General features: G+C 48.2%; 25 protein-coding genes and 1 tRNA gene. 19 read left to right on the plus strand and 7 right to left on the minus strand.

Annotated features, from left to right (window positions below):
* Positions 1-7: 7 nt before the first annotated feature.
* Positions 8-1,240 (minus strand): diaminopimelate decarboxylase, encoded by a 1,233-nt coding sequence (gene lysA / locus EJO50_RS02295; protein ID WP_125971389.1) that lies wholly within the window; start codon positions 1,238-1,240, stop codon positions 8-10.
* Between the two features lie 120 nt (positions 1,241-1,360).
* On the opposite strand from lysA, the gene EJO50_RS02300 reads away from it, so the two are divergent.
* The 5 genes from EJO50_RS02300 (at position 1,361) to EJO50_RS02320 (ending at position 4,344) form a co-directional block, all read left to right on the plus strand.
* Positions 1,361-1,807 carry an Lrp/AsnC family transcriptional regulator gene (locus EJO50_RS02300; protein WP_125971390.1) on the plus strand — a complete coding sequence of 149 codons (447 nt, stop codon included), beginning with the start codon at positions 1,361-1,363 and terminating at the stop codon, positions 1,805-1,807.
* Positions 1,808-1,833: 26 nt separating this feature from the next.
* On the plus strand, positions 1,834-2,013 hold the full coding sequence (locus EJO50_RS17830; RefSeq protein ID WP_233702155.1) for a hypothetical protein: 180 nt from the start codon (positions 1,834-1,836) through the stop codon (positions 2,011-2,013).
* A gap of 19 nt (positions 2,014-2,032) precedes the next feature.
* Positions 2,033-2,344, plus strand: a complete 312-nt coding sequence (gene cyaY / locus EJO50_RS02310; protein ID WP_125971392.1) for an iron donor protein CyaY — start codon at positions 2,033-2,035, stop codon at positions 2,342-2,344.
* On the plus strand, positions 2,344-2,760 hold the full coding sequence (locus tag EJO50_RS02315; protein ID WP_125971393.1) for a YqaA family protein: 417 nt from the start codon (positions 2,344-2,346) through the stop codon (positions 2,758-2,760). The genes cyaY and EJO50_RS02315 overlap by 1 nt, the downstream gene beginning before the upstream one ends.
* 150 nt (positions 2,761-2,910) lie before the next feature.
* Positions 2,911-4,344: a M48 family metalloprotease gene (locus EJO50_RS02320; protein ID WP_125971394.1), complete on the plus strand. Its 1,434-nt coding sequence runs from the start codon at positions 2,911-2,913 to the stop codon at positions 4,342-4,344.
* 12 nt (positions 4,345-4,356) lie between these two features.
* Here EJO50_RS02320 and EJO50_RS02325 read toward each other — a convergent pair whose 3' ends face one another.
* The gene (locus EJO50_RS02325; protein WP_125971395.1) at positions 4,357-4,791 is read right to left on the minus strand and encodes a DUF1841 family protein; all 435 of its coding nucleotides are present in this window, start codon (positions 4,789-4,791) and stop codon (positions 4,357-4,359) included.
* 23 nt (positions 4,792-4,814) lie between these two features.
* On the opposite strand from EJO50_RS02325, the gene EJO50_RS02330 reads away from it, so the two are divergent.
* The 5 genes from EJO50_RS02330 (at position 4,815) to EJO50_RS02350 (ending at position 11,097) form a co-directional block, all read left to right on the plus strand.
* Entirely contained in the window at positions 4,815-5,294 is a 480-nt protein-coding gene (locus EJO50_RS02330) for a glutathione peroxidase (protein WP_125971396.1), read from the plus strand.
* Between the two features lie 168 nt (positions 5,295-5,462).
* Positions 5,463-6,599 (plus strand): glutamine-hydrolyzing carbamoyl-phosphate synthase small subunit, encoded by a 1,137-nt coding sequence (gene carA, locus EJO50_RS02335; RefSeq protein ID WP_125971397.1) that lies wholly within the window; start codon positions 5,463-5,465, stop codon positions 6,597-6,599.
* A 65-nt stretch (positions 6,600-6,664) separates the two neighbouring features.
* Complete coding sequence (carB, locus tag EJO50_RS02340) at positions 6,665-9,886, plus strand: carbamoyl-phosphate synthase large subunit (RefSeq protein ID WP_125971398.1); 3,222 nt, start codon at positions 6,665-6,667, stop codon at positions 9,884-9,886.
* Positions 9,887-10,018: 132 nt separating this feature from the next.
* Positions 10,019-10,501, plus strand: coding sequence for a transcription elongation factor GreA (greA, locus tag EJO50_RS02345; RefSeq protein WP_125971399.1), 483 nt, complete (start codon positions 10,019-10,021; stop codon positions 10,499-10,501).
* A gap of 170 nt (positions 10,502-10,671) precedes the next feature.
* Positions 10,672-11,097: a DUF4149 domain-containing protein gene (locus EJO50_RS02350; RefSeq protein ID WP_233702156.1), complete on the plus strand. Its 426-nt coding sequence runs from the start codon at positions 10,672-10,674 to the stop codon at positions 11,095-11,097.
* A 50-nt stretch (positions 11,098-11,147) separates the two neighbouring features.
* Here the strand turns inward: EJO50_RS02350 and yhbY are convergent, their stop codons facing one another.
* Positions 11,148-11,462 carry a ribosome assembly RNA-binding protein YhbY gene (gene yhbY / locus EJO50_RS02355; RefSeq protein ID WP_099398517.1) on the minus strand — a complete coding sequence of 105 codons (315 nt, stop codon included), beginning with the start codon at positions 11,460-11,462 and terminating at the stop codon, positions 11,148-11,150.
* 37 nt (positions 11,463-11,499) lie between these two features.
* Between yhbY and rlmE the strand changes: the two genes are divergently transcribed.
* From rlmE to EJO50_RS02380, 5 genes are all read left to right on the plus strand, one after another.
* Entirely contained in the window at positions 11,500-12,120 is a 621-nt protein-coding gene (gene rlmE / locus EJO50_RS02360; protein ID WP_125971401.1) for a 23S rRNA (uridine(2552)-2'-O)-methyltransferase RlmE, read from the plus strand.
* A gap of 118 nt (positions 12,121-12,238) precedes the next feature.
* Entirely contained in the window at positions 12,239-14,155 is a 1,917-nt protein-coding gene (gene ftsH, locus EJO50_RS02365) for an ATP-dependent zinc metalloprotease FtsH (protein WP_125971402.1), read from the plus strand.
* Positions 14,156-14,267: 112 nt separating this feature from the next.
* Complete coding sequence (gene folP / locus EJO50_RS02370) at positions 14,268-15,092, plus strand: dihydropteroate synthase (protein WP_125971403.1); 825 nt, start codon at positions 14,268-14,270, stop codon at positions 15,090-15,092.
* An 81-nt stretch (positions 15,093-15,173) separates the two neighbouring features.
* Positions 15,174-16,535 (plus strand): phosphoglucosamine mutase, encoded by a 1,362-nt coding sequence (gene glmM, locus EJO50_RS02375; protein ID WP_125971404.1) that lies wholly within the window; start codon positions 15,174-15,176, stop codon positions 16,533-16,535.
* Positions 16,536-16,733: 198 nt separating this feature from the next.
* Complete coding sequence (locus EJO50_RS02380) at positions 16,734-17,030, plus strand: BON domain-containing protein (RefSeq protein WP_233702157.1); 297 nt, start codon at positions 16,734-16,736, stop codon at positions 17,028-17,030.
* 59 nt (positions 17,031-17,089) lie between these two features.
* On the opposite strand, the gene pstB is transcribed toward EJO50_RS02380, so the two are convergent.
* The 4 genes from pstB to pstS all read right to left on the minus strand — a co-directional run bounded on the left by pstB (position 17,090) and on the right by pstS (position 20,832).
* Entirely contained in the window at positions 17,090-17,857 is a 768-nt protein-coding gene (pstB, locus tag EJO50_RS02385) for a phosphate ABC transporter ATP-binding protein PstB (protein WP_125971405.1), read from the minus strand.
* Positions 17,858-17,882: 25 nt separating this feature from the next.
* Positions 17,883-18,719 carry a phosphate ABC transporter permease PstA gene (pstA, locus tag EJO50_RS02390; protein WP_125971406.1) on the minus strand — a complete coding sequence of 279 codons (837 nt, stop codon included), beginning with the start codon at positions 18,717-18,719 and terminating at the stop codon, positions 17,883-17,885.
* Positions 18,720-18,727: 8 nt separating this feature from the next.
* Positions 18,728-19,684 carry a phosphate ABC transporter permease subunit PstC gene (pstC, locus tag EJO50_RS02395; RefSeq protein WP_125971407.1) on the minus strand — a complete coding sequence of 319 codons (957 nt, stop codon included), beginning with the start codon at positions 19,682-19,684 and terminating at the stop codon, positions 18,728-18,730.
* Positions 19,685-19,791: 107 nt separating this feature from the next.
* Positions 19,792-20,832, minus strand: coding sequence for a phosphate ABC transporter substrate-binding protein PstS (pstS, locus tag EJO50_RS02400; RefSeq protein ID WP_125971408.1), 1,041 nt, complete (start codon positions 20,830-20,832; stop codon positions 19,792-19,794).
* A gap of 201 nt (positions 20,833-21,033) precedes the next feature.
* Here pstS and tpiA point away from each other — a divergent pair, with 201 nt between their 5' ends.
* The 4 genes from tpiA to EJO50_RS02420 all read left to right on the plus strand — a co-directional run bounded on the left by tpiA (position 21,034) and on the right by EJO50_RS02420 (position 22,685).
* Positions 21,034-21,744: a triose-phosphate isomerase gene (gene tpiA, locus EJO50_RS02405; RefSeq protein WP_125971409.1), complete on the plus strand. Its 711-nt coding sequence runs from the start codon at positions 21,034-21,036 to the stop codon at positions 21,742-21,744.
* A gap of 53 nt (positions 21,745-21,797) precedes the next feature.
* Positions 21,798-22,118 carry a preprotein translocase subunit SecG gene (gene secG / locus EJO50_RS02410; protein WP_125971410.1) on the plus strand — a complete coding sequence of 107 codons (321 nt, stop codon included), beginning with the start codon at positions 21,798-21,800 and terminating at the stop codon, positions 22,116-22,118.
* Between the two features lie 38 nt (positions 22,119-22,156).
* A tRNA-Leu gene (locus tag EJO50_RS02415) sits at positions 22,157-22,241 on the plus strand.
* Positions 22,242-22,316: 75 nt separating this feature from the next.
* Positions 22,317-22,685 carry an NADH-quinone oxidoreductase subunit A gene (locus EJO50_RS02420; RefSeq protein WP_125971411.1) on the plus strand — a complete coding sequence of 123 codons (369 nt, stop codon included), beginning with the start codon at positions 22,317-22,319 and terminating at the stop codon, positions 22,683-22,685.
* The last annotated feature ends 4 nt before the right edge of the window (positions 22,686-22,689 follow it).

Genomic DNA, 22,689 nt, shown 5'->3' on the forward strand with positions numbered 1-22,689 from the left:
TAGCTGCTTACATCTCCAGCGCAATCAATTCTTGCACCGTCTGGCGGCGGCGGATTTGCGTGATTTGCTCGCTATCAACCAGTACTTCGGGGATGAGTGGGCGCGAATTGTAGTTGGACGACATGCTGGCGCCGTATGCGCCGGTATCGTGAAACACCAGCAAATCGCCGATTTCACAATGCGGTAAATCCTGAGTCGTGACTTCACCGCCTTCAATCTGGGTAAATACATCACCTGATTCGCATAAAGGCCCGGCCACAACGGTGGGGCGAAGTGCGCCGCCGCGTGGTGTGCCATCGGGGGCATAGCTGCTGATGCGGTGGTAGCTGCCATACATTGCAGGGCGGGCTAAGTCATTAAAACCTGCGTCAACCAGGGCAAAAAAGTTGCTGCCCACTTGTTTTTGCGCGCGCAGCTCAGAAATCAGGCAGCCCGATTGCGCCACTAAAAAGCGGCCCGGTTCGATTTCCATGCTGATTTTGTGGCCTAAATGCGCTTCGATTTCCTGACGCGCCTTATCCCAAATCTGAAAATAATGATCGGTATCGACGATTGCTTCGCCAGCTTGGTAAGGAATCGATAAGCCACCGCCAATCGAAATCGCCGATAAATCCTGAGCGCAGGTTTTGACCTGGGCAATCATGGCATCGCAAACGCTTTGCAAGTGATCATAATCAACGCCGGAGCCAATATGCATATGCAGGCCGATGAGCTTCAGACCATATTGATTGATAATGGCCAGGCTTTCGGCCAGGTGCTCAAACCAGATACCATGCTTGCTTTGCTCGCCACCGGTATTGGTTTTACGGCTATGACCATGACCAAAACCGGGGTTGATGCGCAGCCACACCGGATGACCCGCGTGCGCCTGCCCCAGTTGCTCCAGCATTTGCGGCGAGCCACAGTTCACCGGGATATTGAGCTCTACCACGCGGGCTAATGCTTTTTTATCTAGCAAATCAGCGGTAAACACAATCGGCGCATGTTTGGCACTATTGTCTGGCACAAAGCCTGCTGCGAGTGCACGCTCTACTTCGCCCAGCGAAACCGAATCGACCAGCACGCCTTCTTCACGCATAAGTTTAAGCAAATGAATATTGCTGGAGGCTTTTTGCGCAAAGCGAATCACATCAAATTGGCGCAGGCGGGCAATTTGCGCCCGGATGGTTGCCGCATCATAGGCCCAGCAGGGGGTGGAGTACTGCTCGGCAATCTGGGCAATCTGACTATTTGATATCATGGCTAGGGGCAGTTAAGTAGATATAATGGACTTATACTAGCAAGCTAATTGTGTGGAATACAGGGCATTTCATAAGTAAATGCCGGATTCACCCTGAGTATCACTGGAAATAAGCCGAGTATGCCTATGAATCCGAAAATCGATCTTTTTGATCAGAAAATCCTGCAAATCTTGCAAACCGATGCGCGCATATCGCATGCAGAAATCGGCAGGCAAGTGCACTTAAGCCAGCCAGCCGTTTCGGAGCGGATTAAAAGGCTGGAGAGCAGCAATGTAATTCGCGGCTATCGGGCAGATATTAACCCCAAGGCTTTGGGGTATCAGATTACCGCCATGATCCGGCTGTCCACCCAGCAAGGCAGGCCTTATGCGCAATTTGTGGCGGATTGCCCGGAGATTATTGATTGCTATACGGTGACTGGCGAAGATGGCGCGGTGATGCGGGTGCTGGCCAGAGATGTAGAGCATCTGCAGCGCATTATTGATGAGCTGAATGTATTTGGCTCAACCTCCACCGCCATTGTTTTAACCACCCATGTGCTGGGGAAGAGTATCTCTATCATTTAGGGTAGGTACAGTGGTTTATTCTGCCGATGCGGTATTATTTAGCCGTGGCAGGCTCACTGGCCGTGGTGCTGCTTGCAGGCGCTTTGGGCAGATACAGGCCACCTTTAAATCCGCAAGCTGCAAGGGTGGTGATGGTCAATAGTAATAACAGCGCACGTATCATTTTGGCTACTGGTCAGTATTTAGTGGCAGAATCGCAATTCTAGCATGCAGGAGATCAATTGAATGACCGAGTCCGAGTTTCTGGACCTCAGCGATAGTGTATTCGCAAAAATTGAGGCGGCACTGGATAACAGTGGGCTGGACGTAGATACCTTACTCTCTGGCAATGTATTGGAGATCGAGTTTGCAGATCACAGCAAAATCATTGTAAACCGTCATGCAGCCAATCAGGAGTTGTGGATTGCTGCACGCTCGGGAGGTTATCACTACCGTTTGGCTGAAGGTGTTTGGCAAAGCACCCGTGAAGCGGGTGAATTTTTTGCTGATTTAAGCCAAGCAATCAGCGCCCATGCCCGGGAAGACTTTCACTTTTGATGATTGAACCTGTGTGGTTGTCGGGTCTGTTTGCCTCGGCTTTTTTATCGGCCACCTTGCTGCCGGGTAATTCCGAAGCAGCTCTGCTGGCCTACCTGCACTTTAATTCCCAAGGCGTTATGCCCGCTTTGCTGGTGGTTACAGCGGGAAATACTCTGGGCGGGTTACTTACGGTATGGATGGGGCGCCGTCTGCCTGCAGCACCCAAAGGTAAGGCTGTTGCCTGGGCAGAGCGAATTGGCCCGATCAGTTTATTACTAACCTGGCTGCCGGTGGCCGGCGATATTTTGTGCGCTGTGGCCGGTTGGCTACGCTGGCCCTGGCGGCAAGTTGCGTTGTGGATGATATTGGGTAAAGCTGCACGCTATCTGATACTTGTAGGAGCGGCTGGCTGGTTGTCAGCCCGCTGGGCTTGAAACATTTGCGGAATTAACACTGGTTTTGCTCGTGTTTTACGCATTTTTTCGTTAAACAGCTGCTTGCTGCAAAAATGCATGAAATCTGATTCAAACCGAACTTCCCCTGACCACGAATACTTAAGTCCGAAAGGCTGCTAGGAGTTTAATTTGTCTCGACGTTTACTGGCATTGATTCTGGCAGCAAGCCTGATCTCTGCGCCTTTGCAGGCCGAAGTGCAGCTGCCTAATTTGGGCGAGTCTTCGGAAGAAGGTTTAAGCCCCATGCAGGAGCGGCAAATTGGTGAATCGGCTATGCGCGAGCTGCGGCGTAGCGGTGCCATGAGCGAAGACCCGGAGCTTGTTGCCTATTTACGGCAGCTGGGCGGGCGTTTGCTTGATGCCAGTGGTGAAACCGAAATTAATTTTGTTTTCTTTCCGATGCTCGATCGCAGTATCAATGCCTTTGCTATTCCTGGTGGTCTTGTGGGGGTGCATACCGGTTTAATTGTGCTGGCCCAGCATGAATCAGAGCTGGCTTCCGTGCTCTCGCACGAAATTGCCCACGTTACTCAACATCACTTTGCCCGGCTTTTGGAGGGGCAGAAAATGGCTCCTTGGGTTACTTTGGCCGCTTTGGGTTTGGCCATTGTGGCCGCAAGTGCGGGCAAAGGCGATGTAGCGATGGCGGGCTTGATGGGCAGCCAAGCCTATATGATTCAGCGCCAGCTTGATTACACCTATATGTTCGAGCAAGAGGCTGATCGAATTGGTATGCAGACTTTGCAAAAAGCGGGGCTGGATCAGGCGGCCATGCCTATCTTTTTTGATCGTATGCAAAAAAGCACCCGTTTAGGGGAGGGCAATGCACCGGAGTTTTTACGCACTCACCCGGTAACCTATAAGCGGATTAGTGATGCGCAGGCACGCTTAAAAGATAAACCTTATGTGCAGGTTAAAGATTCTTTAGATTTTTTATTTGTACGTGAAAAAGCACGGTTCTTACAGATGGGTGAGCAGGATGCGTTAAATTATTACCGAAAAATTTTGAACGAAAAAAAATACGCCCATCTGCCCTCGCACCTTTATGGCCTGGCATTGGCTCAACTAGCGGCGTTTGATGTTGAAGGAGCATGGGCTTCTTTGCAAAAGGCTAAGCAGGCTCTGGGTAAAACGCACTCTTCGCTGGAATATCTGGCAGGCAGCATTCGCCTGGCGCAAAAGCGACCAGGGGATGCGTTGCAAATATTTAAAGAAGCCAGTAAACGTTTTCCTGCCAGCCGTGCGCTGGTTTATGGTGAAATTGATGCATTAATTGCAAATCAGCAGCTGAGCGAAGCTTTAGCTAGCACTCAATACGCAATCGAGCTCTATCCTTCTGATGCTTATCTTTGGCAGCGCGTCTCCAAAATTCAAAATGCACGGGGCGATGCGGTTCGCCAGCATCAGGCTCAGGCCGAATATTACAGCCGTCTGGGCGAATATACCGCCGCTATCGAGCAACTACAGCAGGCGCAAAATGCAGGTAGTGGTGATTTTTATCTCTTATCGGCGATTGAAGCGCGTTTAAAAGAGCTGAAGCAATTACAGATACCGCTTAAATGACGGGACAGGTGCTTATTTTAACTGCCCCACTTTAAAACGCAGTATTTCCAAATAGATTTCAGGATCAGGCGGGGTGTTGTTTCTTTGCGCTTGCCACATCATTTCACCTAAACCATCCATCATGGCGTGCAGGGCGGTATGCTCTTGCGACAGGCGCTCACAGAGCTGCTGGTATAAAGCTTTAACACCTGCTGGCTGGTCGATCGAAATTTGTTCTTCAATGGCCAGATGCATACTAATGTGCAAAAAAGGATTGGTTTCGCCGTATTCTGGCGGCCAGTCCTTATCTAAATATTCTTCGGCTAGAATGGGCTGATATTCGGGGTGATGCAGCAAGATGCCCGCGACTATTTTTTCGATGCCGGCCAGTGGTGCATGTGCCTGATGCTTTTGCCAGGCTTGAATAAAAAAGCGGCGGGCTTCATCGCGGGATGGGTTAAATAACATATTGTCCTAAAGGGTAAAAATTGATGAGCAATATTGGTGATTTTAGCGTGCAAGGCATATCCGGGGAAACGGTTGATTTGGCCCGGCACACAGGTTCGGTGGTTTTGGTGGTGAATGTGGCTAGTCAATGCGGCTTTACGCCGCAATATGCAGGCTTGCAAGCGCTCTATGAGCAATATAAAGATCGTGGTCTGGTGGTGCTGGGCTTTCCGTGTAATCAGTTTGGTGCGCAGGAGCCGGGCAATGAAGCGGAAATTCTTGATTTTTGTACAACTAAATTTAATGTAAGTTTTCCTCTGTTTGCCAAGGTGGATGTGAATGGCGAAAACGCAGCGCCGCTGTTTACCTGGCTGAAAGGGGAGAAGCCGGGTTTACTGGGTATTGAGGCGGTGAAATGGAATTTCAGTAAATTTTTACTAGATAAGCAAGGTAAGGTGGTAGATCGCTTTGCTCCCATGACAAAACCGGAAGATCTGAGTGCGGAGATTGAAAAACTGTTGTAAGCCTGAAATCTATTGCTGATGGGTTTGCCTTATTACGTTGATGAATAAGGGCTTTTACAGTAGAATACGGCTCAATTTTGTGCGGGCGGGATAGCGAAGCTATCCCGTTTTGCCATCCTCAGAAATATCCGAACTCAATCTTGTGGGCGCAACGCCCAGGAGCCGCCTGTGTCAAAACCAGCCCTTCTTGCGCTTGCCGACGGCACCCTCTTTCATGGTGTTTCCATCGGATGCGATGGCACAACCATTGGTGAGGTCGTGTTCAATACGGCGATGACCGGTTATCAGGAAATCCTGACAGACCCATCGTATACCAAACAAATGGTCACATTGACCTATCCCCATATCGGTAATTACGGCGTAAACCCGGAAGACGTGGAATCTGGGTCCGTGTTTGCTGCAGGTCTGATCATCCGTGATCTGCCGCTTTTACACTCTAATTTTCGTGCCGATATGAGCCTTGGCGAGTATCTGCTTACGAATAATGTGGTGGCGATTGCAGATATCGATACTCGTAAGCTTACCCGTATTTTGCGCAGCAAAGGGGCTCAGCCAGGTTGCATTATGACTGGCGAGCATATTGATGCAGCTGCCGCTGTTGAAAAAGCCAAGTCGTTTGGCTCGATGGCCGGGCAAGATTTAGCTAAAGTGGTGAGCTGTAAAGAGTCGTTCGCATGGACTCAGTGCGAATGGAAACTGGGCGCTGCTTATCCCGAGCAAAGTAATCAGCTATTTCACGTGGTGGCTTACGATTTTGGTGTTAAGTACAACATTTTGCGCATGCTGGCCGAACGCGGTTGCAAATTAACCGTTGTGCCTGCTCAAACGCCCGCCAGTGAAGTTTTGGCCCTGAAACCTGATGGTGTATTTTTATCCAATGGCCCTGGCGATCCTGAGCCTTGTGATTATGCTATTCGTGCGATTAAAGAAATTCTGGAGGCATATTTGCCGGTATTTGGTATTTGCCTTGGTCATCAGTTATTGGGCCTTGCCAGTGGTGCTAAAACCAGCAAAATGAAGTTTGGTCACCACGGTGCAAACCATCCTGTGCAAGATTTAACCAGTAAGCATGTGATGATTACCAGCCAGAACCACGGCTTTCAGGTGGATGAAACCAGTTTGCCCGCAAATGTGATAGTGACGCATCGCTCCCTGTTTGACGGCACAGTACAAGGGATTGCACTGACTGACAGACCTGCGTTTTCTTTTCAGGGGCATCCGGAAGCAAGCCCTGGGCCTACCGATGTGGCTTACCTGTTTGATAAGTTTATTGGCTTGATGCGCGAGCAAAAGGCAGCCGTTTAAAGGGCGTACTGTGTGGCCCGGGCCTGGCTGCACAGCTTAGCGAATAGTGGTTTGAGGGTAGAGCAATGCCAAAACGTACAGATTTAAAAAGCATTTTGATTATTGGTGCTGGCCCGATTGTGATCGGCCAGGCTTGTGAGTTTGATTATTCCGGCGCGCAAGCATGTAAGGCGCTACGTGAAGAGGGTTACCGCGTTATTCTGGTGAACAGTAATCCTGCCACGATCATGACCGACCCGAATATGGCGGACGTGACTTACATCGAGCCAATTACCTGGCAGATGGTCGAAAAAATTATTGAGAAAGAGCGCCCGGATGCGCTGCTGCCAACCATGGGCGGGCAGACTGCACTGAACTGCGCGCTGGATTTGTGGCGTCAGGGGGTGCTGGAAAAATACAATGTAGAAATGATTGGTGCCAAGCCTGATGCCATTGATAAGGCTGAGGATCGTGGTAAGTTTAAAGACGCTATGACCAAGATTGGCCTGTCTACGCCAAAATCGGGCATTGCTCATAATATGGAGCAGGCACTGGCGGTGCAGGCTTCGGTTGGCTTTCCAACGCTGATTCGCCCTTCGTTTACCATGGGTGGCTCGGGTGGTGGTATTGCTTATAATCGCGAAGAATTCCTGGAAATCTGTGATCGTGGTTTTGAAGCGTCCCCAACCAACGAATTGCTGATCGAGCAATCGGTACTGGGCTGGAAAGAGTACGAGATGGAAGTGGTGCGTGATCGCAGCGATAACTGCATCATTATCTGCTCAATCGAAAACTTCGATCCGATGGGCGTGCATACCGGTGATTCAATCACCGTGGCCCCGGCGCAAACGCTGACAGACAAAGAATACCAAATCATGCGTAACGCCTCATTGGCGGTATTGCGTGAAATTGGTGTGGATACGGGGGGCTCAAACGTACAGTTTGCCACCAACCCGGAAAATGGCGAGATGATCGTTATCGAGATGAATCCGCGCGTTAGCCGCTCTTCAGCTCTGGCCTCTAAAGCAACAGGCTTCCCGATCGCTAAGGTGGCTGCCAAGCTGGCAGTAGGCTTTACCCTGGATGAATTGCAAAACGAAATCACAGGCGGCAAGACGCCGGCCTCGTTTGAGCCTTCGATTGATTACGTTGTGACTAAAATCCCGCGTTTTGCTTTCGAGAAATTCCCGCAAGCCAATAATAAACTGACGACACAAATGAAGTCGGTGGGCGAAGTAATGGCAATTGGCCGCAGCGTTCAGGAATCCATGCAAAAAGCTCTGCGTGGCTTGGAAACCGGCATGTCCGGTTTTGATGAAATGACGACCGATCGAAGCGTGATTGAAGCAGAAATTGCAACACCGGGCCCGGAGCGTATCTGGTATGTGGCTGATGCTTTTCGCGTTGGCATGAGCATGGATGAAGTGTTCAATCTGACTAAGATTGATCCCTGGTTTTTGCGCCAGATTGAAGATCTGGTTCAGGAAGAAAACGCGATTCGTGGCACAGCAGTTGAGACGATCGACTACGCAACGATGCGCCGCTTAAAGCGTAAAGGTTTTTCTGATCGCCGTTTGGCTGCACTGCTGGATACCGATCAGGCCGCGGTGCGTAAAGCGCGCCATGCCCTGAAGATTCGCCCTGTATACAAGCGTGTGGATACGTGTGCGGCCGAGTTCTCTACCGATACTGCGTATATGTATTCAACATACGAAGAAGAGTGTGAGGCAGCGCCCACAGATAAGCGTAAAATCATGATCTTAGGCGGTGGTCCAAATCGTATCGGGCAGGGAATTGAGTTTGATTACTGCTGCGTCCATGCCGCACTGGCACTGCGTGAAGATGGCTTTGAAACCATTATGGTTAACTGCAATCCGGAAACCGTGTCCACGGATTATGATACTTCGGATCGCCTCTATTTTGAGCCGCTGACCCTCGAAGACGTGTTGGAAATCGTGAATATCGAAAAGCCGGAAGGTGTGATTGTGCAGTATGGTGGCCAAACGCCATTGAAATTGGCCCGTGCACTGGAAGCTAACGGTGTACCGATTATCGGCACAAGCCCTGATATGATTGATGCTGCGGAAGATCGCGAACGTTTCCAGAAACTGCTGCATGAATTAGGTCTGCGTCAGCCGCCTAACCGCACAGCCCGTAATGAGCGTGATGCCTTGATTCTGGCTGCCGAAATTGGCTACCCACTGGTGGTTCGTCCGTCCTATGTACTGGGCGGGCGGGCGATGGAAATTGTGCACCAGCAGTCTGATTTAGAGCGCTATATGCGTGAAGCCGTGAAGGTATCGAACGACAGCCCGGTGCTGCTTGATCGTTTCCTGAACGACGCCATTGAAGTGGATGTGGATGCGATTTGTGATGGCACTGATGTTTTGATCGGTGGCATTATGGAACACATCGAACAGGCTGGTGTGCACTCAGGCGATTCAGCATGCTCCCTGCCGCCGTTTAGCTTGTCTAAAGAAATTCAGGACGAGCTGCGCCGTCAGACGGTATTGATGGCTAAGGGTCTGAATGTTGTTGGCCTGATGAATGTGCAGTTTGCGATTCAGGGCAAGGGGGATGATGCGGTGGTGTTTGTGCTGGAAGTTAACCCACGTGCATCTCGTACTGTTCCTTATGTGTCTAAAGCCACCAGCCTGCCGATTGCGAAGATCGCTGCGCGTTGTATGGCCGGTCAAAGTCTTGCTTCACAAGGGGCAAGCAAGGAAGTGATTCCGCCGTATTACTCGGTGAAAGAAGCGGTATTTCCGTTTATTAAATTTCCCGGTGTTGATTCAATTCTTGGCCCGGAAATGAAATCAACCGGTGAAGTGATGGGCGTGGGTGACACATTTGCTGAAGCATTTGTTAAATCGCAGCTTGCTGCGGGTGTTGCTTTGCCTACCCAGGGTAATGTGTTTATCTCGGTGCGCGATGGCGATAAAACGGGTGCGGTTGAGTGTGTTAAAGTTTTAATAGATCTTGGTTTTAAGGTATTTGCAACCAAGGGGACCGCTGCCGAAATTAATGGCGCAGGCGTTGTGGTGCAAAGCGTGAATAAAGTGACTGAAGGGCGTCCGCATATTGTTGATATGATCAAAAATGGTGAAATTGCCATGATTGTGAATACGGTCGACGAGCGCCGTCAGGCTATTCAGGATTCTTACTCGATTCGCCATGAGGCTATGAAGGCCCGCCTGCCTGTGTTTACAACGATTGCAGGCGCAAAAGCGGCATGTATTGGTATGCGTGATTTGGGTGAAATGCGAGTTTATGATCTGCAGGGCTTGCATCGTACGATCAAACACTGATAATTTACGCCCTAAGATTCGTGAATGATGTTTTATTTTGATGAAATTGAAATAGCATTTACAGAAACTTAAGTAAAAGCCGCCGTCCACTCGTGACGGCGGCTCTTCTTTTTGGATGGAGACTGTAAAGAAATGATAAAAATTCCGCTCACCGTACAAGGTGCGGTAAAACTGAAAGCCGAACTGCAAAACCTAAAGAGCGTAGAGCGCCCGGCAGTGATTGCAGCGATTGCCGAAGCACGCTCGCACGGCGATTTGTCGGAAAATGCTGAGTATGATGCAGCGAAAGAAAGACAGGGCTTTGTTGAAGGCCGTATTGCTGAGTTGGAAAGCAAGCTGTCTAATGCGCAGCTGATCGAGCCTGCCAGCCTTGCTGAAACAGCCGAAGGCCGGGTGGTGTTTGGTGCGACAGTTGATCTGGAAGACCTGGAAACCGGTAATAAAGTCACCTACCAGATCGTGGGTGATGAAGAAGCTGAAATTAAAGAATTTAAAATCTCCGTATCTAGCCCGATTGCGCGTGCGCTGATTGGCAAATATGCCGGTGATGTGGCTGAAGTGATGGCTCCAGGTGGGATTCGTGAGTATGAAGTGCTGGATGTAAAATACATCTAAAAGCACGGATGAGGGCGATACCTTGCTTTTGTCGTATGTAGAAGAAATGACATAAAATCTTATTTACCCTTGGTGGATTATGGTTTTTTGTCATTTTTTGCCAGGTATTTTTTATTCTGTTTTTAACCAATTAATTTATCTGCGGGAATGCAATGGGTTTAGGTTCGGGTTTGAAAAACCTTCTCACCGTGCTGTGGATTGGTGGTATGTGGACCATCGGCGTTATCGTAGCTCCCGCTTTATTTGCCGGCTTAGATAAAGCAACAGCAGGCATGGTGGCAGGAAAGCTTTTTCATGCGATTGGCTGGGTGGGGATTGTAGCGGGTGTGTATCTGGCCATTTGGTGTGTCTGGCAAATGGGCATGCGTGGATTTCGAAGCGGTAAATTCTGGCTGGTGATGGGGATGCTGCTATGCACACTGATTAATCAGTTTGCTATTTTCCCACTCATTGCCAGCTTAAAGCCTGTGGTAAGTTCTGCAGCAGAAGGTGTGTTTGGTGGTGGCTTGGCGCAGTGGCATACGATTTCAAGTCTTATTTATCTGCTGCAAAGTGTGTTTGGTATAATTTACATCTGGTCTGACAGTGATCGTTAAATGCAAAAAATTAGGGCAACCTAAGTTGCCCTAATGCATATAAAACCCGCTTATTTGGCTTTTTTTGCCTTGGGTAGTACGATTCGTGGTTTGTCACTGTTCGATGCGCGGTAAACAATGAGTAGCTTACCGATGTGTTGAACGGCAGATGCCCCCAGTTCAGAGCAGATCTTTTGCATGTATTCTTCACGCAGGGCACGATCATCGCCCAGTACTCGGATTTTAATGAGTTCGTGTGCATCTAAATTAACAGCAATTTCGCGGATTACCGCGTCTGCCAGGCCATTATTTCCGATCATCACGACTGGATCGATATGATGAGCCAGGCTTTTCAGATGGCGACGCTGATCCGATGTGAGTTCCATTGTTTCAAATCCTTGACTAAACAGGCAATTTTACCTCATGGCTCGTAGCAATTCCAGTAATGCGTGGATGAAGGAACACGTCAATGATCATTATGTTCATCAGGCAAAAAAAGAGGGCTACCGCGCGCGCGCAGCTTTCAAGCTGCTTGAGATCAATGAAAAAGACAAATTATTCAAACAGGGGCTGTGGGTGGCTGATCTGGGAGCTGCACCCGGAAGCTGGTCGCAAGTAGCAAGTCAGTATGTTGGTGAATCTGGGCGCGTTTTTGCGCTAGACTTGCTGGAGATGACGCCGATTCGTGGTGTGGACTTTATTCAGGGTGATTTTGGAAATGAGGAAGTGCTGGCTCAGTACACAGAATTACTCGCTGGGCGTCAGGTAGACCTTGTGATTTGCGATATGGCCCCCAATATAACGGGTAACGCGGTGATGGATCAGGCTCGCAGTATGTATTTATGTGAGCTGGCATTGGAATTTGTTCGTGAACAATTGAAACCAAATGGGTATTTTCTAGTCAAGGTATTCCAAGGTTATGGTTTTACTGAGTATATGAGAGCCATGCGTGAGACATTTTCAAGTGTTGTAACTCGTAACCCTAAGGCTTCGCGTGATCGCAGCAATGAAACTTATTTGCTCGGTAAGCAGAAAAAAGCCTGATATAGCTTGTTGGATTTAAGTGCCTGCAGCAGGCAGTGCTAAGCTAAAACGGACTGCCAGCCATAAATGCGTGGAATTTTTTCTTTCATCCCCCTTTGGGATAATCAGGAGTAGCGCCGTGAACAATCTCGGCAAGAACATCGCCATCTGGCTCGTCATTGGTCTGGTACTGATGACGGTCTTTAATCAGTTTTCCCGTAAGCAAGAAGCCAGCGGGCAAGTGGCGTATTCACAATTCATGGCTGATGTAGAAGCTGATCGTATTGCGAGCGCAGAAATCGAGGGAAACCCGATTCGTGGCCAGATTATTAAAGGCAAGCGTAACGACGGTACGGCATTCTCTACACTGGCTCCATTTGATTTTCGTATGGTTGATACGCTGATCAAGCACAACGTGAAGTTTGCGGCCAAAGCTGAAGAGGAACCGAGCTTTTTGATGAATCTGTTCATCAACTGGTTTCCGATGCTGCTTCTGATCGGTGTGTGGGTGTTCTTTATGCGCCAGATGCAGGGCGGTGGCAAAGGCGGGGCATTTAGCTTTGGTAAATCAAAGGCGCGTTTGCTCGATGAAGCGACCAATGTGATTACCTTTGCAGATGTTGCCGGCTGCGATGAAGCAAAAGCAGATGTCTCCGAAATTGTTGATTACCTGCGTGACCCTAGTAAATATCAAAGCTTAGGTGGCCGTATGCCACGCGGTATTTTGCTGGTTGGCCCTCCGGGTACTGGTAAAACTTTGCTGGCAAAAGCCATTGCTGGTGAAGCTAAAGTGCCATTTTTTAGTATTTCAGGTTCGGATTTCGTTGAAATGTTTGTGGGTGTGGGCGCTGCCCGTGTCCGCGATATGTTTGAAAATGCGAAGAAAAATGCACCATGCATTATTTTTATCGATGAAATTGATGCGGTAGGTCGTCAGCGCGGTGCCGGCATGGGCGGTGGCAATGATGAGCGCGAACAGACGCTGAACCAGATGCTGGTTGAGATGGATGGTTTTGAAGGTAATTCCGGCATTATGGTGATTGCAGCTACCAACCGTCCTGATGTGCTTGATCCTGCATTGCTGCGCCCGGGTCGTTTCGATCGCCAGGTCATGGTGTCCTTGCCGGATATCCGTGGCCGTGAGCAGATTCTTGGCGTGCATATGCGTAAAGTGCCAATCTCTAACGATGTGGATGCACAGGTGATTGCGCGTGGTACACCAGGGTTTTCCGGTGCTGATCTGGCTAACCTGGTGAATGAAGCGGTGCTGTTTGCTGCCCGCCGCGTGAAACGTCTGGTTGATATGGATGATTTTGAATCGGCTAAAGATAAAATCATGATGGGTGCTGAGCGTCGTACCATGGTGATGAGTGAAGAAGAGAAGCAGAACACGGCTTATCACGAATCAGGTCATGCTGTAGTGGCTAAGCTTTTACCCAAGTCTGATCCGGTGCATAAAGTCACCATCATTCCACGTGGCCGTGCGCTGGGTGTAACCATGCAGCTGCCGGAAGCCGATCGCTATGCTTATGATCGTGGCTATCTGATGGATCGGATTGCAATTTTATTTGGTGGTCGTATTGCTGAAGAATTGTTTATGAACCAGATGACCACTGGCGCATCGAATGACTTTGAGCGTGCCACTTCCTTAGCACGTGATATGGTGACCCGTTATGGTATGACTGATGCTTTAGGCCCGATGGTTTACGGCGAAAACGAGGGCGAAGTATTCCTGGGCCGCTCGGTAACAACGCACAAGAATATGTCTGAAGCGACGATGCAGCAGGTTGACGCTGAAATTCGCCGCATTATTGACGAGCAATATGGCCTGGCCCGTCGTTTGCTGGAAGACAATCGCGATAAAGTTGAGGCTATGACAGCTGCCTTGCTGGAGTGGGAGACCATTGATGCAGAGCAGATTGAAGATATTATGCAAGGTCGCACACCAAAGCCTCCTAAAGCTTTGCCTGTAAAGCCTAATTCACCCAATGGCGATCGCCCTAGTGGTGAAGCACCCGCAACACCCGTGATTACAACGCCAGCAACAGAATCTTAATTGCTGATCGTAATCCATTAAAATGGGCGGCCTATGGGCCGCCTTTTTTTGTTAAACAGACTAAATAAGCGTTCTGGCTCTTGCAGCTAACAAATTAACAATAAGGAATAAGATGCAAAAACTGCAATGCGGGCGTTTTGTGCTGGATTTAAACCGTCCACTGCTTATGGGGATTGTGAATGTTACGCCTGATTCCTTTTCGGATGGCGGGCATTACCATCAAGTTGATGCTGCGCTGGCTCATGCAGAAAAATTACTGGCCGATGGTGCGGATATTCTGGATGTTGGTGGTGAATCAACTCGGCCCGGTGCAGCCTTTGTTCCTGCAAAAGAAGAAATAAGCCGGGTCATTCCGGTGATTAAGGCTCTGCAAAGCTTTCATGTGCCTCTTTCAATTGATACGAGAAAATCAGCGGTGATGCGTGCGGCTTTGGATGCAGGGGTTGATCTGGTGAATGATATTTCAGCACTGGAAGATAAGGGCGCGCTGGAGCTCGTTGCCAAAAGTAATGCGGCAATTTGCCTGATGCATATGCAAGGCGATCCGCATAATATGCAAGCCATGCCCGCTTACCTGGATGTGGTGGCCGAGGTATCTGCCTATTTGGCGGCAAGGCGCGATGTGGCTTTGGCTGCAGGTATCTCGCATCATCGCTTATTGCTTGATCCGGGTTTTGGCTTTGGCAAAACACTGGAGCACAATATTGCGCTGTTTAAAGCGCTGCCAGCCATGCGGGTACAGCTGGCAACGCCTTTTCTACTTGGGGTTTCGCGTAAAAGTATGCTGGGGCAAATTACTGGCCGGGCAGTGGCAGATAGAATGCCAGCCAGCGTGGCTGCTGCATTGCTGGCGGCTCAGGCAGGTGCTGCAGTTATTCGTGTTCATGATGTGGTGGAAACAGTGGATGCTTTAAAAATCTGGCATGCCTTACAATAACCACCAGCTAGTGGTTTGTTGTTAAGCAATACTCTTTTGCTTAGGATGAGTCAAAATGCACGTTAATAATCGGGGTGAATAATGGGTCGCAAGTATTTTGGAACGGATGGTGTGCGTGGTTTGGTGGGTGAATACCCGATTACCCCTGAGTTTGCAATGAAGCTGGGTTATGCCGCAGGTAAAGTGCTCGCCGCAGAAAGTAAGCGCAGCGAAGGGGATCATGCTGCAGTATTGATTGGCAAAGATACCCGCGTATCGGGTTATATGCTGGAAGCCGCGCTGCAAGCGGGTTTGAATGCTGCTGGCGTTGATGTTTATCTTACGGGGCCTTTGCCTACTCCCGGTATTGCTTATCTGACCCGTGCGCTGCGTTTGTCTGCAGGCGTGGTTATTTCTGCATCGCATAATCCTTATCACGATAATGGCATCAAATTTTTCGGTGCAGGTGGCAAAAAGCTCGCTGACGATGTCGAGCTGGCAATTGAAGCTGCAATTGATGAAATGCAGCCCTGTGTTTCACCCAAAAAGATTGGAAAATCCTGGCGTGTGGATGATGCTGCTGGTCGCTATATCGAGTTTTGCAAATCGACCTTTCCAAATGAGCTGGATCTGCGCGGCCTGAAGCTGGTGGTCGATTGCGCTCATGGTGCAACTTACGACATCGCCCCGCACGTATTTCATGAGCTGGGGGCGGAGGTGATCAAGATTGGTGTTGCCCCTAATGGCTACAATATTAATGAAGATGTTGGAGCAACACACCCGGAAACAGCACGTAAAGCAGTATTGGCCGAAGGTGCGGATTTTGGGATTTCGCTTGATGGTGATGGTGACCGTCTGATTATGATTGATCGGGATGGCACGATCGTCGATGGAGATCAATTGCTCTACGCACTGGCCTGCTACCGCCAGGATAAAGGCACTTTAGGGGCCGGTGTCGTTGGCACTCTGATGACCAACCTGGGCGTTGAAAATGGCTTGAAAGCGCGGGGTATTGGTTTTGAGCGGGCCAAGGTTGGTGATCGCTACGTGCTGGAAAAACTGCTGGCCAATAACTGGCTGGTCGGAGGAGAAGGCTCTGGGCATTTACTCTGCCTTGATAAGCATTCCACGGGGGATGGCATTGTATCGGCTCTGCAAGTATTGCAAGCTTTAAAAGAAAGTGGCAAGACACTGGCCCAGTATTGCCATGATCTGCTGCTCTCGACACAAGTACTTAAAAACGTGCGTATTGCTAAGGGCTTTGATTGCCATGCTTCTGAGCTAATTAAGGCCGAAGTGAGTAAAGCTGAAGCTGCGATGGGCGAAGATGGCCGGGTCTTGTTGCGCCCTTCCGGCACCGAGCCTGTGGTGCGGGTGATGGTTGAGCATACCGATGCAGCGATTGCTCGCGATTGGGCTGAGCAGATAGCGAAGGTGGTGAGCGCTGAGGCAAACGCCGAGTAAGAAAAGAGCGGGGCAGATCGGATGATTTGCCCTGTTAAAAATTAAATATGACTGATTTTTTTGAAATGTAAGAAAACTATTTTAATGATTTGTCATGGTAGTTAAACAATTCTGTAACTTTATTCTTTTAGAATTGCCATTAGTTAATGGCCCGCAACAGGGTTATCTGTTGTTACAACAATCTGAGAGAATAATTTCATGAAATTTGCCCGTCTGATTTTGGTATTTAGTGTTTTTGTTATGGGTACAGTAAGTGCTGCAGATGCACCTGCTATTTCGGTATTGACTGGTGATGCATTAGCTGCCGCCGTTAAAGGTAATCTGGATAATGATTTAACACTGCAAAAATTCAATTTGAAAGTAAAAGGCAAAGAAGCAGATGTAACGATTGAAGGCAGTGTTGATGAGGGTGAACAAATGGCACATGCTGGTAATGTTGCAGAGCAGGTTAAGGGCGTGCGCTACGTATTTAATAATATTGTTCCAAAGAATTAATTGGGCTTATGGCAAATAAGAAAGGCAGCTTAGGCTGCCTTTCTTATGCTTGAATTAACTTAACCAAATTTGCCGGTAATATAGTCTTCAGTTGCTTTTACTTTAGGTGTGGTAAAGATACTATCGGTTTCACCCACCTCAATTAGTTCGCCTAAATACATATAGGCTGTGATATCAGAGACACGTGCTGCCTGTTGCATATTATGCGTTACCATCGCAATGGTGTAATCCTGTTTTAATTCATGTACCAGTTCTTCAACATGTGCAGTTGATATTGGATCAAGAGCAGAAGTTGGTTCATCCAGTAATAAAATTTCAGGCTTAACAGCAATAGCACGGGCAATACAAAGGCGCTGCTGCTGACCGCCGGAAAGGCTTAAACCGGATTGTTTTAGTTTATCTTTTGCCTCATTCCAAAGTGCAGCTTTTTGTAAAGCCCATTCGACGCGATCATCCATCTCTGATTTAGGCAGCTTATCGTACAATTTGACGCCAAAAGCAATATTGTCATAGATAGACATTGGAAATGGCGTGGGCTTTTGAAATACCATTCCAACCTTGGCACGTAACATATTTAAATCTACATCATTATCCAAAATATTCTTGCCATTCAGAATGATCTCGCCCTCGGCACGTAATTTAGGGTAAAGATCATACATACGATTAAATGTGCGCAGTAAGGTTGATTTACCACAACCAGAAGGACCAATAAACGCAGTAACTTTGCCTTCCTGAATATCCAGATTTACATTTTTTAAGGCATGGAAATTACCGTAATAGAAATTAAGGTTTTTAATAGCAAGTTTTGCTGTATTTTTAGTAATCATAATTAAGCTATTCCGTATTTGTTTATTAGTTTTGTTTCGGCTCGCGCAGCATGACGCGCGCAATAATGTTTAAACCGAGTACAAACAGACCAATTAATAAGGCACCTGTCCAGGCTAATTGATGCCATTCTTCATATGGGCTCATTGCAAACTGGAAGATAACCACCGGTAAATTAGACATCGGCTGGTTCATATTTGAATAAAACTGGTTATTCAGTGCAGTAAAGAGTAATGGTGCTGTTTCACCCAAAATACGTGCAATGGCCAGCAAAATACCTGTTGCAACTCCTGCCTTTGCTGCGCGCAGGGTTACAAATAAAACCATTTTCCATTGAGGAGCACCCAGAGCATAAGCGGCTTCGCGCATGGCGGTTGGCACTAGGCGCAGCATGTTCTCGGTAGTTCTTAATACGACTGGAATGACGAGAATGGCTAAGGCAAAAGAGCCGGCCCAGCCAGAGAAGTGCTGAACATGGGCTACATACATTTCAAAAATAAATAAGCCAATTACAATTGATGGGGCAGAAAGTAAAATATCATTAATAAAACGAGTCGTAGGTGCCAGCCAGCCCTTATTGCCAAATTCAGCCATATAGGTGCCGGCCAAAATGCCAATCGGTGTTCCAATAGCCACGCCCACTACCGACATTTGCAAACTGCCTAAAATAGCATTGGATAAACCGCCTGCACTGCCTGGAGCGGGCGTTGTTTGAGTAAAAGTAGCGATGGTTAAACCGGGTAAACCATTTTTAAACAGGGTAAACATAATCCAAAATAGCCAGAATAGGCCGAAGGCCATAGCAATAATGGAAAGGGTCAGGCTTAAATAATTGATTGCGCGGCGGCGATTATAAATATTCATAGTGTGCCTCACGAGTTTGCGCCTTCATTACGCTGCAAACGCAACAATAATAATTTGGAAAGAACGAGTACGATAAAGGTGATAAAGAAAAGCAGTAAGCCTAATTCAATTAATGATGAAATATAAAGCTCACCATTTGCTTCTGTAAATTCATTGGCCAAGGTCGCAGAAATAGTAGTGGCAGGGTCAAATAAGGAGTTTACTTTTGATTGGGAATTACCAATGACAAAGGTAATCGCCATGGTTTCACCTAAGGCACGGCCCAGGCCAAGCATTACACCACCGATAATTCCATTTTTAGTAAAGGGCACAACAATACTCCAGACTACTTCCCATGTAGTAGCACCCAGGCCATAGGCTGATTCTTTAAGCATCGGTGGTACAACTTCAAACACATCCCGCATAACAGAAGTAATGTATGGAATAACCATAATGGAGAGAATTAGACTGGCAGTAAACATACCAATACCCATCGGAGCGCCTGCGAATAATTCTCCAATATATGGCCAGTTTTCAGTTACTTCACTAATCCAGGGTTGGACATGATCAGCAAATAATGGAGCAAAAACAAATAAGCCCCACATGCCATAAATAATGGAAGGAACACCAGCCAGTAATTCAATGGCTATACCCAGCGGACGACGCAGCCAGGTAGGGGATAATTCGGTCAGAAAAATTGCGATACCAAAGCTCACCGGAACAGCAATAATTAAGGCAATAAATGAAGAAATTAATGTACCGCGAATAGAGGGCCAGGCACCGAATTCTTCGGTAACCGGATTCCAGCTTTCAGAACTAATAAAGCTTAGACCAAAGTGTTTGATGCTGGGAAGTGCACCATATAATAAAGAAAGAATAATCCCGCTTAATAAAGCAAGTACAAAAAAAGCAAAAAAACGTGTACTACCGACGAACAGAGCATCTTGCAAGCGCTGCTGTTTCATTCGTTTATTTTGATTCGGCATTAAAATCTCCATTCCACCGAGGCTTTACAACAACACAACAGGAGCACCATGGCTCCTGTTGTGTTTAGATGACACGTAACAACATCATTGCCACCATCGTGGCGGGTTTATTTCCAGACAGAGTTGGCACCATCTGTTATCTGGGCTTTCCAGCTGGCCTTGATCATGTTCACAACGTTGTCCGGCATCGGGATGTAATCCAGATTAAGCGCTACTTTGTCAGCATCGCTGCCGTAAGCCCAGTCAAAGAATTTTAATACTTCAAGAGCCTGTGCCGGTTTATCTTGCTTTTTGTGCATCAGGATAAAGGTCGGGTTGGCAATTGGCCAAGATGTTTTACCTGCCGAGTTGGTCGTCAACAGATACATGCCAGGTGCGTTTTTCCAGTCTGCTCCTGCTGCTGCGGCAATAAAGCTTTCTTCGGACGGCTCCACAAAAGCGCCATCACGGTTTTGCAGTGAGGTGTGAGCCAGTTTGCTCTGTTTTGCGTAAGCGAACTCAACATAGCCAATTGCACCTTTGATGCGTTGTACGTAGTTGGAAACGCCTTCGTTCCCCTTGCCACCCACACCAACTGGCCATTGAACCGAGGTATTGGCGCCTACTTTTTCTTTCCATTCTGTAGATACTTTTGACAGGTAGTCGGCAAAAACAAATGTGGTGCCCGAGCCATCAGAGCGGCGAACAACGGTGATGTTTTGCTCTGGCAGAGCGAGGCCGGAATTAAGTGCGACAATAGCCGGATCATTCCACTTCTTGATTTTGCCTAGGAAAATATCGCTTAGAACCTGTGGATTCAGCTTCAACTGACCTGGTTTTACGCCTACCAAGTTCACGACAGGAACAACACCACCGATAACGGTAGGGAATTGCATCAAGCCTTGCTTGTTCAATTCTTCTGGTTTTAATGGCATGTCTGAAGCACCAAAATCAACTGTCTTGGCTTGAATTTGTTTGATCCCGCCTCCTGAGCCAATTGACTGATAATTGAGTCCGATTCCCGTTTTTGCTTTATACATTTCCGCCCATTTTGCGTAGAGAGGATACGGGAAGGTCGCACCTGCACCTGTAATGTCTGCTGCGATAGCATGTGTGAACAGGCCGGCAGTAAGGCCGATGGTAACAATCAGTTTGCGTGCAAGTAGCATTACTTAGAAACTCCAAAGGGCTAAAAGGTTTGGGCGAAAGGAATAGCGCCTATGCTAGCTGCTGATTGTTGCCAAAATATTACAAGTCCCCCAGAGTGGGTGGGTTTGTCTTAAAAATCAATAAACCGACAGGGCTCGGTTTGACTGGGGGTAGGCGTGGGAATACAATCTGGGACTTTTGGAACAGGTGCTTCTCGTCGTATGACAAGACAGCTTGTAATTGGTAACTGGAAGATGCATGGCAGCATCGGTAAGGTCCGTTCGGTATTGCCCGAACTGGCTCGCTCCAAGCTGGGCCCTAATGTTGCGGTATGTCTTCCTTACCCTTATGTTATGCTGGCTAAGAGCCTGTTGAAAGATAGTCAGGTTCAGGTTGGAGCTCAGGATGTCAGCGAGTATCATGTTGGTGCTTATACGGGAGCAGTTTCTGCTTCTATGCTGGCTGATATTGGTTGCGAGCTGGTGATTGTCGGGCATTCCGAGCGCCGTCGTTATTTTAGCGAAAGCAGTGAAAATGCGGCGCGTAAGTTGCGTGCTTGCCTGGATGCAGGCCTTTTTCCAGTCTATTGTGTTGGTGAAGATGCTGAAGAGCGTGCCAGTGGCCGGCACAAAGAAATTATTGCTGCAGAATTAGCCGTATTACGCGGTTTGCCGATCGGGCTTTACGCTGTTGCTTACGAGCCGTCATGGGCAGTAGGTACTGGCGTGATTGCCACATCCGAGCAAATCGCTGAAATGCACGCATTTATCAAGGAAACTTTAGAACCTCGCACCCGTGTGTTGTACGGCGGTAGTGTAAAAGGCAGTAATGCGGAAGAGGTATTGGCAGTGGATGGGGTAGATGGTGTACTTGTTGGCGGAGCTGCTTTATCAGCGTCCGAGTTTTTAGAAATCTGCATGGCAGCGCGCTAGTCAAAGTAAGTAAAAACGGCTAGAATGCGCGCCGCATATGAAATGAGAATTAAATGGAACTTATTCAATCACTCGTGCTCATTTTGAACGTGGTTTCAGCAATTGCTACCATCGTTTTAGTGTTGATGCAGCATGGTAAAGGTGCCGATATGGGCGCAGCTTTTGGCAGTGGCTCAGCAGGCAGTCTGTTTGGCTCGTCAGGCTCGGCTAATTTTTTAAGCCGCACTACAGCAGTAACGGCAACGTTGTTTTTTGCAAGCTGCCTTGCACTCGTTTTACTGGTAAGCCCTGCTAAAAAGTCAGACCTGGGTGTGATGGGCACGCAAAAACCTGCTGTTCAGCAACCTGCTCAACCGAGTAAAATTCCTGAGTAAGCCTTAATACTTCGGGATATCAGCTGTTTAGTTTTAACGCCGACATGGTGAAATTGGTAGACACGCTATCTTGAGGGGGTAGTGACTTCGGTTGTGAGAGTTCGAGTCTCTCTGTCGGTACCAGCTACAAAACGCCCGCGCAATGTGGGCGAATACAATATATAAAAATATCCTTAACTTTCAAATCTGGGGAGTGCCATGCTCGCTAACTATTTCCCCATCCTGATGTTTCTGGCTGTAGGACTCTTGGTGGGCGTCGCTCCGCTGGTTCTTGGCTGGGGGGTGGGCAAGATTCTCGGGACTAACCGGCCTGATCCTGAAAAACGCTCGCCTTACGAGTGTGGTTTCGAAGCTTTCGAAGATGCGCGCATGCAGTTTGATGTGCGCTACTACCTTGTCGCAATCCTGTTTATTTTGTTCGATCTCGAAGTGGCCTTCCTTGTGCCATGGGCCGTTGTGCTCAAAGAGCTCGGAATGACTGGCTTTCTGACCATGATGATTTTCCTCACGGTATTGGTGGTGGGCTTTGTCTTTGAATGGAAGAAGGGTGCTCTGGAATGGGAGTAATGAC

It is taken from the genome of Iodobacter ciconiae, assembly GCF_003952345.1.
Lineage (GTDB): Bacteria > Pseudomonadota > Gammaproteobacteria > Burkholderiales > Chitinibacteraceae > Iodobacter > Iodobacter ciconiae.

What these genes read in the sequence shown, in the direction of transcription:
- tpiA (WP_125971409.1), top strand. Translation starts at nt 21,034, where the DNA reads ATGACAAGACAGCTTGTAATTGGTAACTGGAAGATGCATGGCAGCATC.
- pstB (WP_125971405.1), bottom strand. Translation starts at nt 17,857, where the DNA reads ATGATTACTAAAAATACAGCAAAACTTGCTATTAAAAACCTTAATTTC.
- glmM (WP_125971404.1), top strand. Translation starts at nt 15,174, where the DNA reads ATGGGTCGCAAGTATTTTGGAACGGATGGTGTGCGTGGTTTGGTGGGT.
- EJO50_RS02325 (WP_125971395.1), bottom strand. Translation starts at nt 4,791, where the DNA reads ATGTTATTTAACCCATCCCGCGATGAAGCCCGCCGCTTTTTTATTCAA.
- secG (WP_125971410.1), top strand. Translation starts at nt 21,798, where the DNA reads ATGGAACTTATTCAATCACTCGTGCTCATTTTGAACGTGGTTTCAGCA.
- EJO50_RS02300 (WP_125971390.1), top strand. Translation starts at nt 1,361, where the DNA reads ATGCCTATGAATCCGAAAATCGATCTTTTTGATCAGAAAATCCTGCAA.
- pstS (WP_125971408.1), bottom strand. Translation starts at nt 20,832, where the DNA reads ATGCTACTTGCACGCAAACTGATTGTTACCATCGGCCTTACTGCCGGC.
- pstC (WP_125971407.1), bottom strand. Translation starts at nt 19,684, where the DNA reads ATGCCGAATCAAAATAAACGAATGAAACAGCAGCGCTTGCAAGATGCT.
- pstA (WP_125971406.1), bottom strand. Translation starts at nt 18,719, where the DNA reads ATGAATATTTATAATCGCCGCCGCGCAATCAATTATTTAAGCCTGACC.
- EJO50_RS02420 (WP_125971411.1), top strand. Translation starts at nt 22,317, where the DNA reads ATGCTCGCTAACTATTTCCCCATCCTGATGTTTCTGGCTGTAGGACTC.
- EJO50_RS02330 (WP_125971396.1), top strand. Translation starts at nt 4,815, where the DNA reads ATGAGCAATATTGGTGATTTTAGCGTGCAAGGCATATCCGGGGAAACG.
- yhbY (WP_099398517.1), bottom strand. Translation starts at nt 11,462, where the DNA reads ATGGAACTCACATCGGATCAGCGTCGCCATCTGAAAAGCCTGGCTCAT.
- carB (WP_125971398.1), top strand. Translation starts at nt 6,665, where the DNA reads ATGCCAAAACGTACAGATTTAAAAAGCATTTTGATTATTGGTGCTGGC.
- rlmE (WP_125971401.1), top strand. Translation starts at nt 11,500, where the DNA reads ATGGCTCGTAGCAATTCCAGTAATGCGTGGATGAAGGAACACGTCAAT.
- EJO50_RS17830 (WP_233702155.1), top strand. Translation starts at nt 1,834, where the DNA reads ATGCGGTATTATTTAGCCGTGGCAGGCTCACTGGCCGTGGTGCTGCTT.
- EJO50_RS02315 (WP_125971393.1), top strand. Translation starts at nt 2,344, where the DNA reads ATGATTGAACCTGTGTGGTTGTCGGGTCTGTTTGCCTCGGCTTTTTTA.
- EJO50_RS02380 (WP_233702157.1), top strand. Translation starts at nt 16,734, where the DNA reads ATGAAATTTGCCCGTCTGATTTTGGTATTTAGTGTTTTTGTTATGGGT.
- greA (WP_125971399.1), top strand. Translation starts at nt 10,019, where the DNA reads ATGATAAAAATTCCGCTCACCGTACAAGGTGCGGTAAAACTGAAAGCC.
- folP (WP_125971403.1), top strand. Translation starts at nt 14,268, where the DNA reads ATGCAAAAACTGCAATGCGGGCGTTTTGTGCTGGATTTAAACCGTCCA.
- cyaY (WP_125971392.1), top strand. Translation starts at nt 2,033, where the DNA reads ATGACCGAGTCCGAGTTTCTGGACCTCAGCGATAGTGTATTCGCAAAA.
- lysA (WP_125971389.1), bottom strand. Translation starts at nt 1,240, where the DNA reads ATGATATCAAATAGTCAGATTGCCCAGATTGCCGAGCAGTACTCCACC.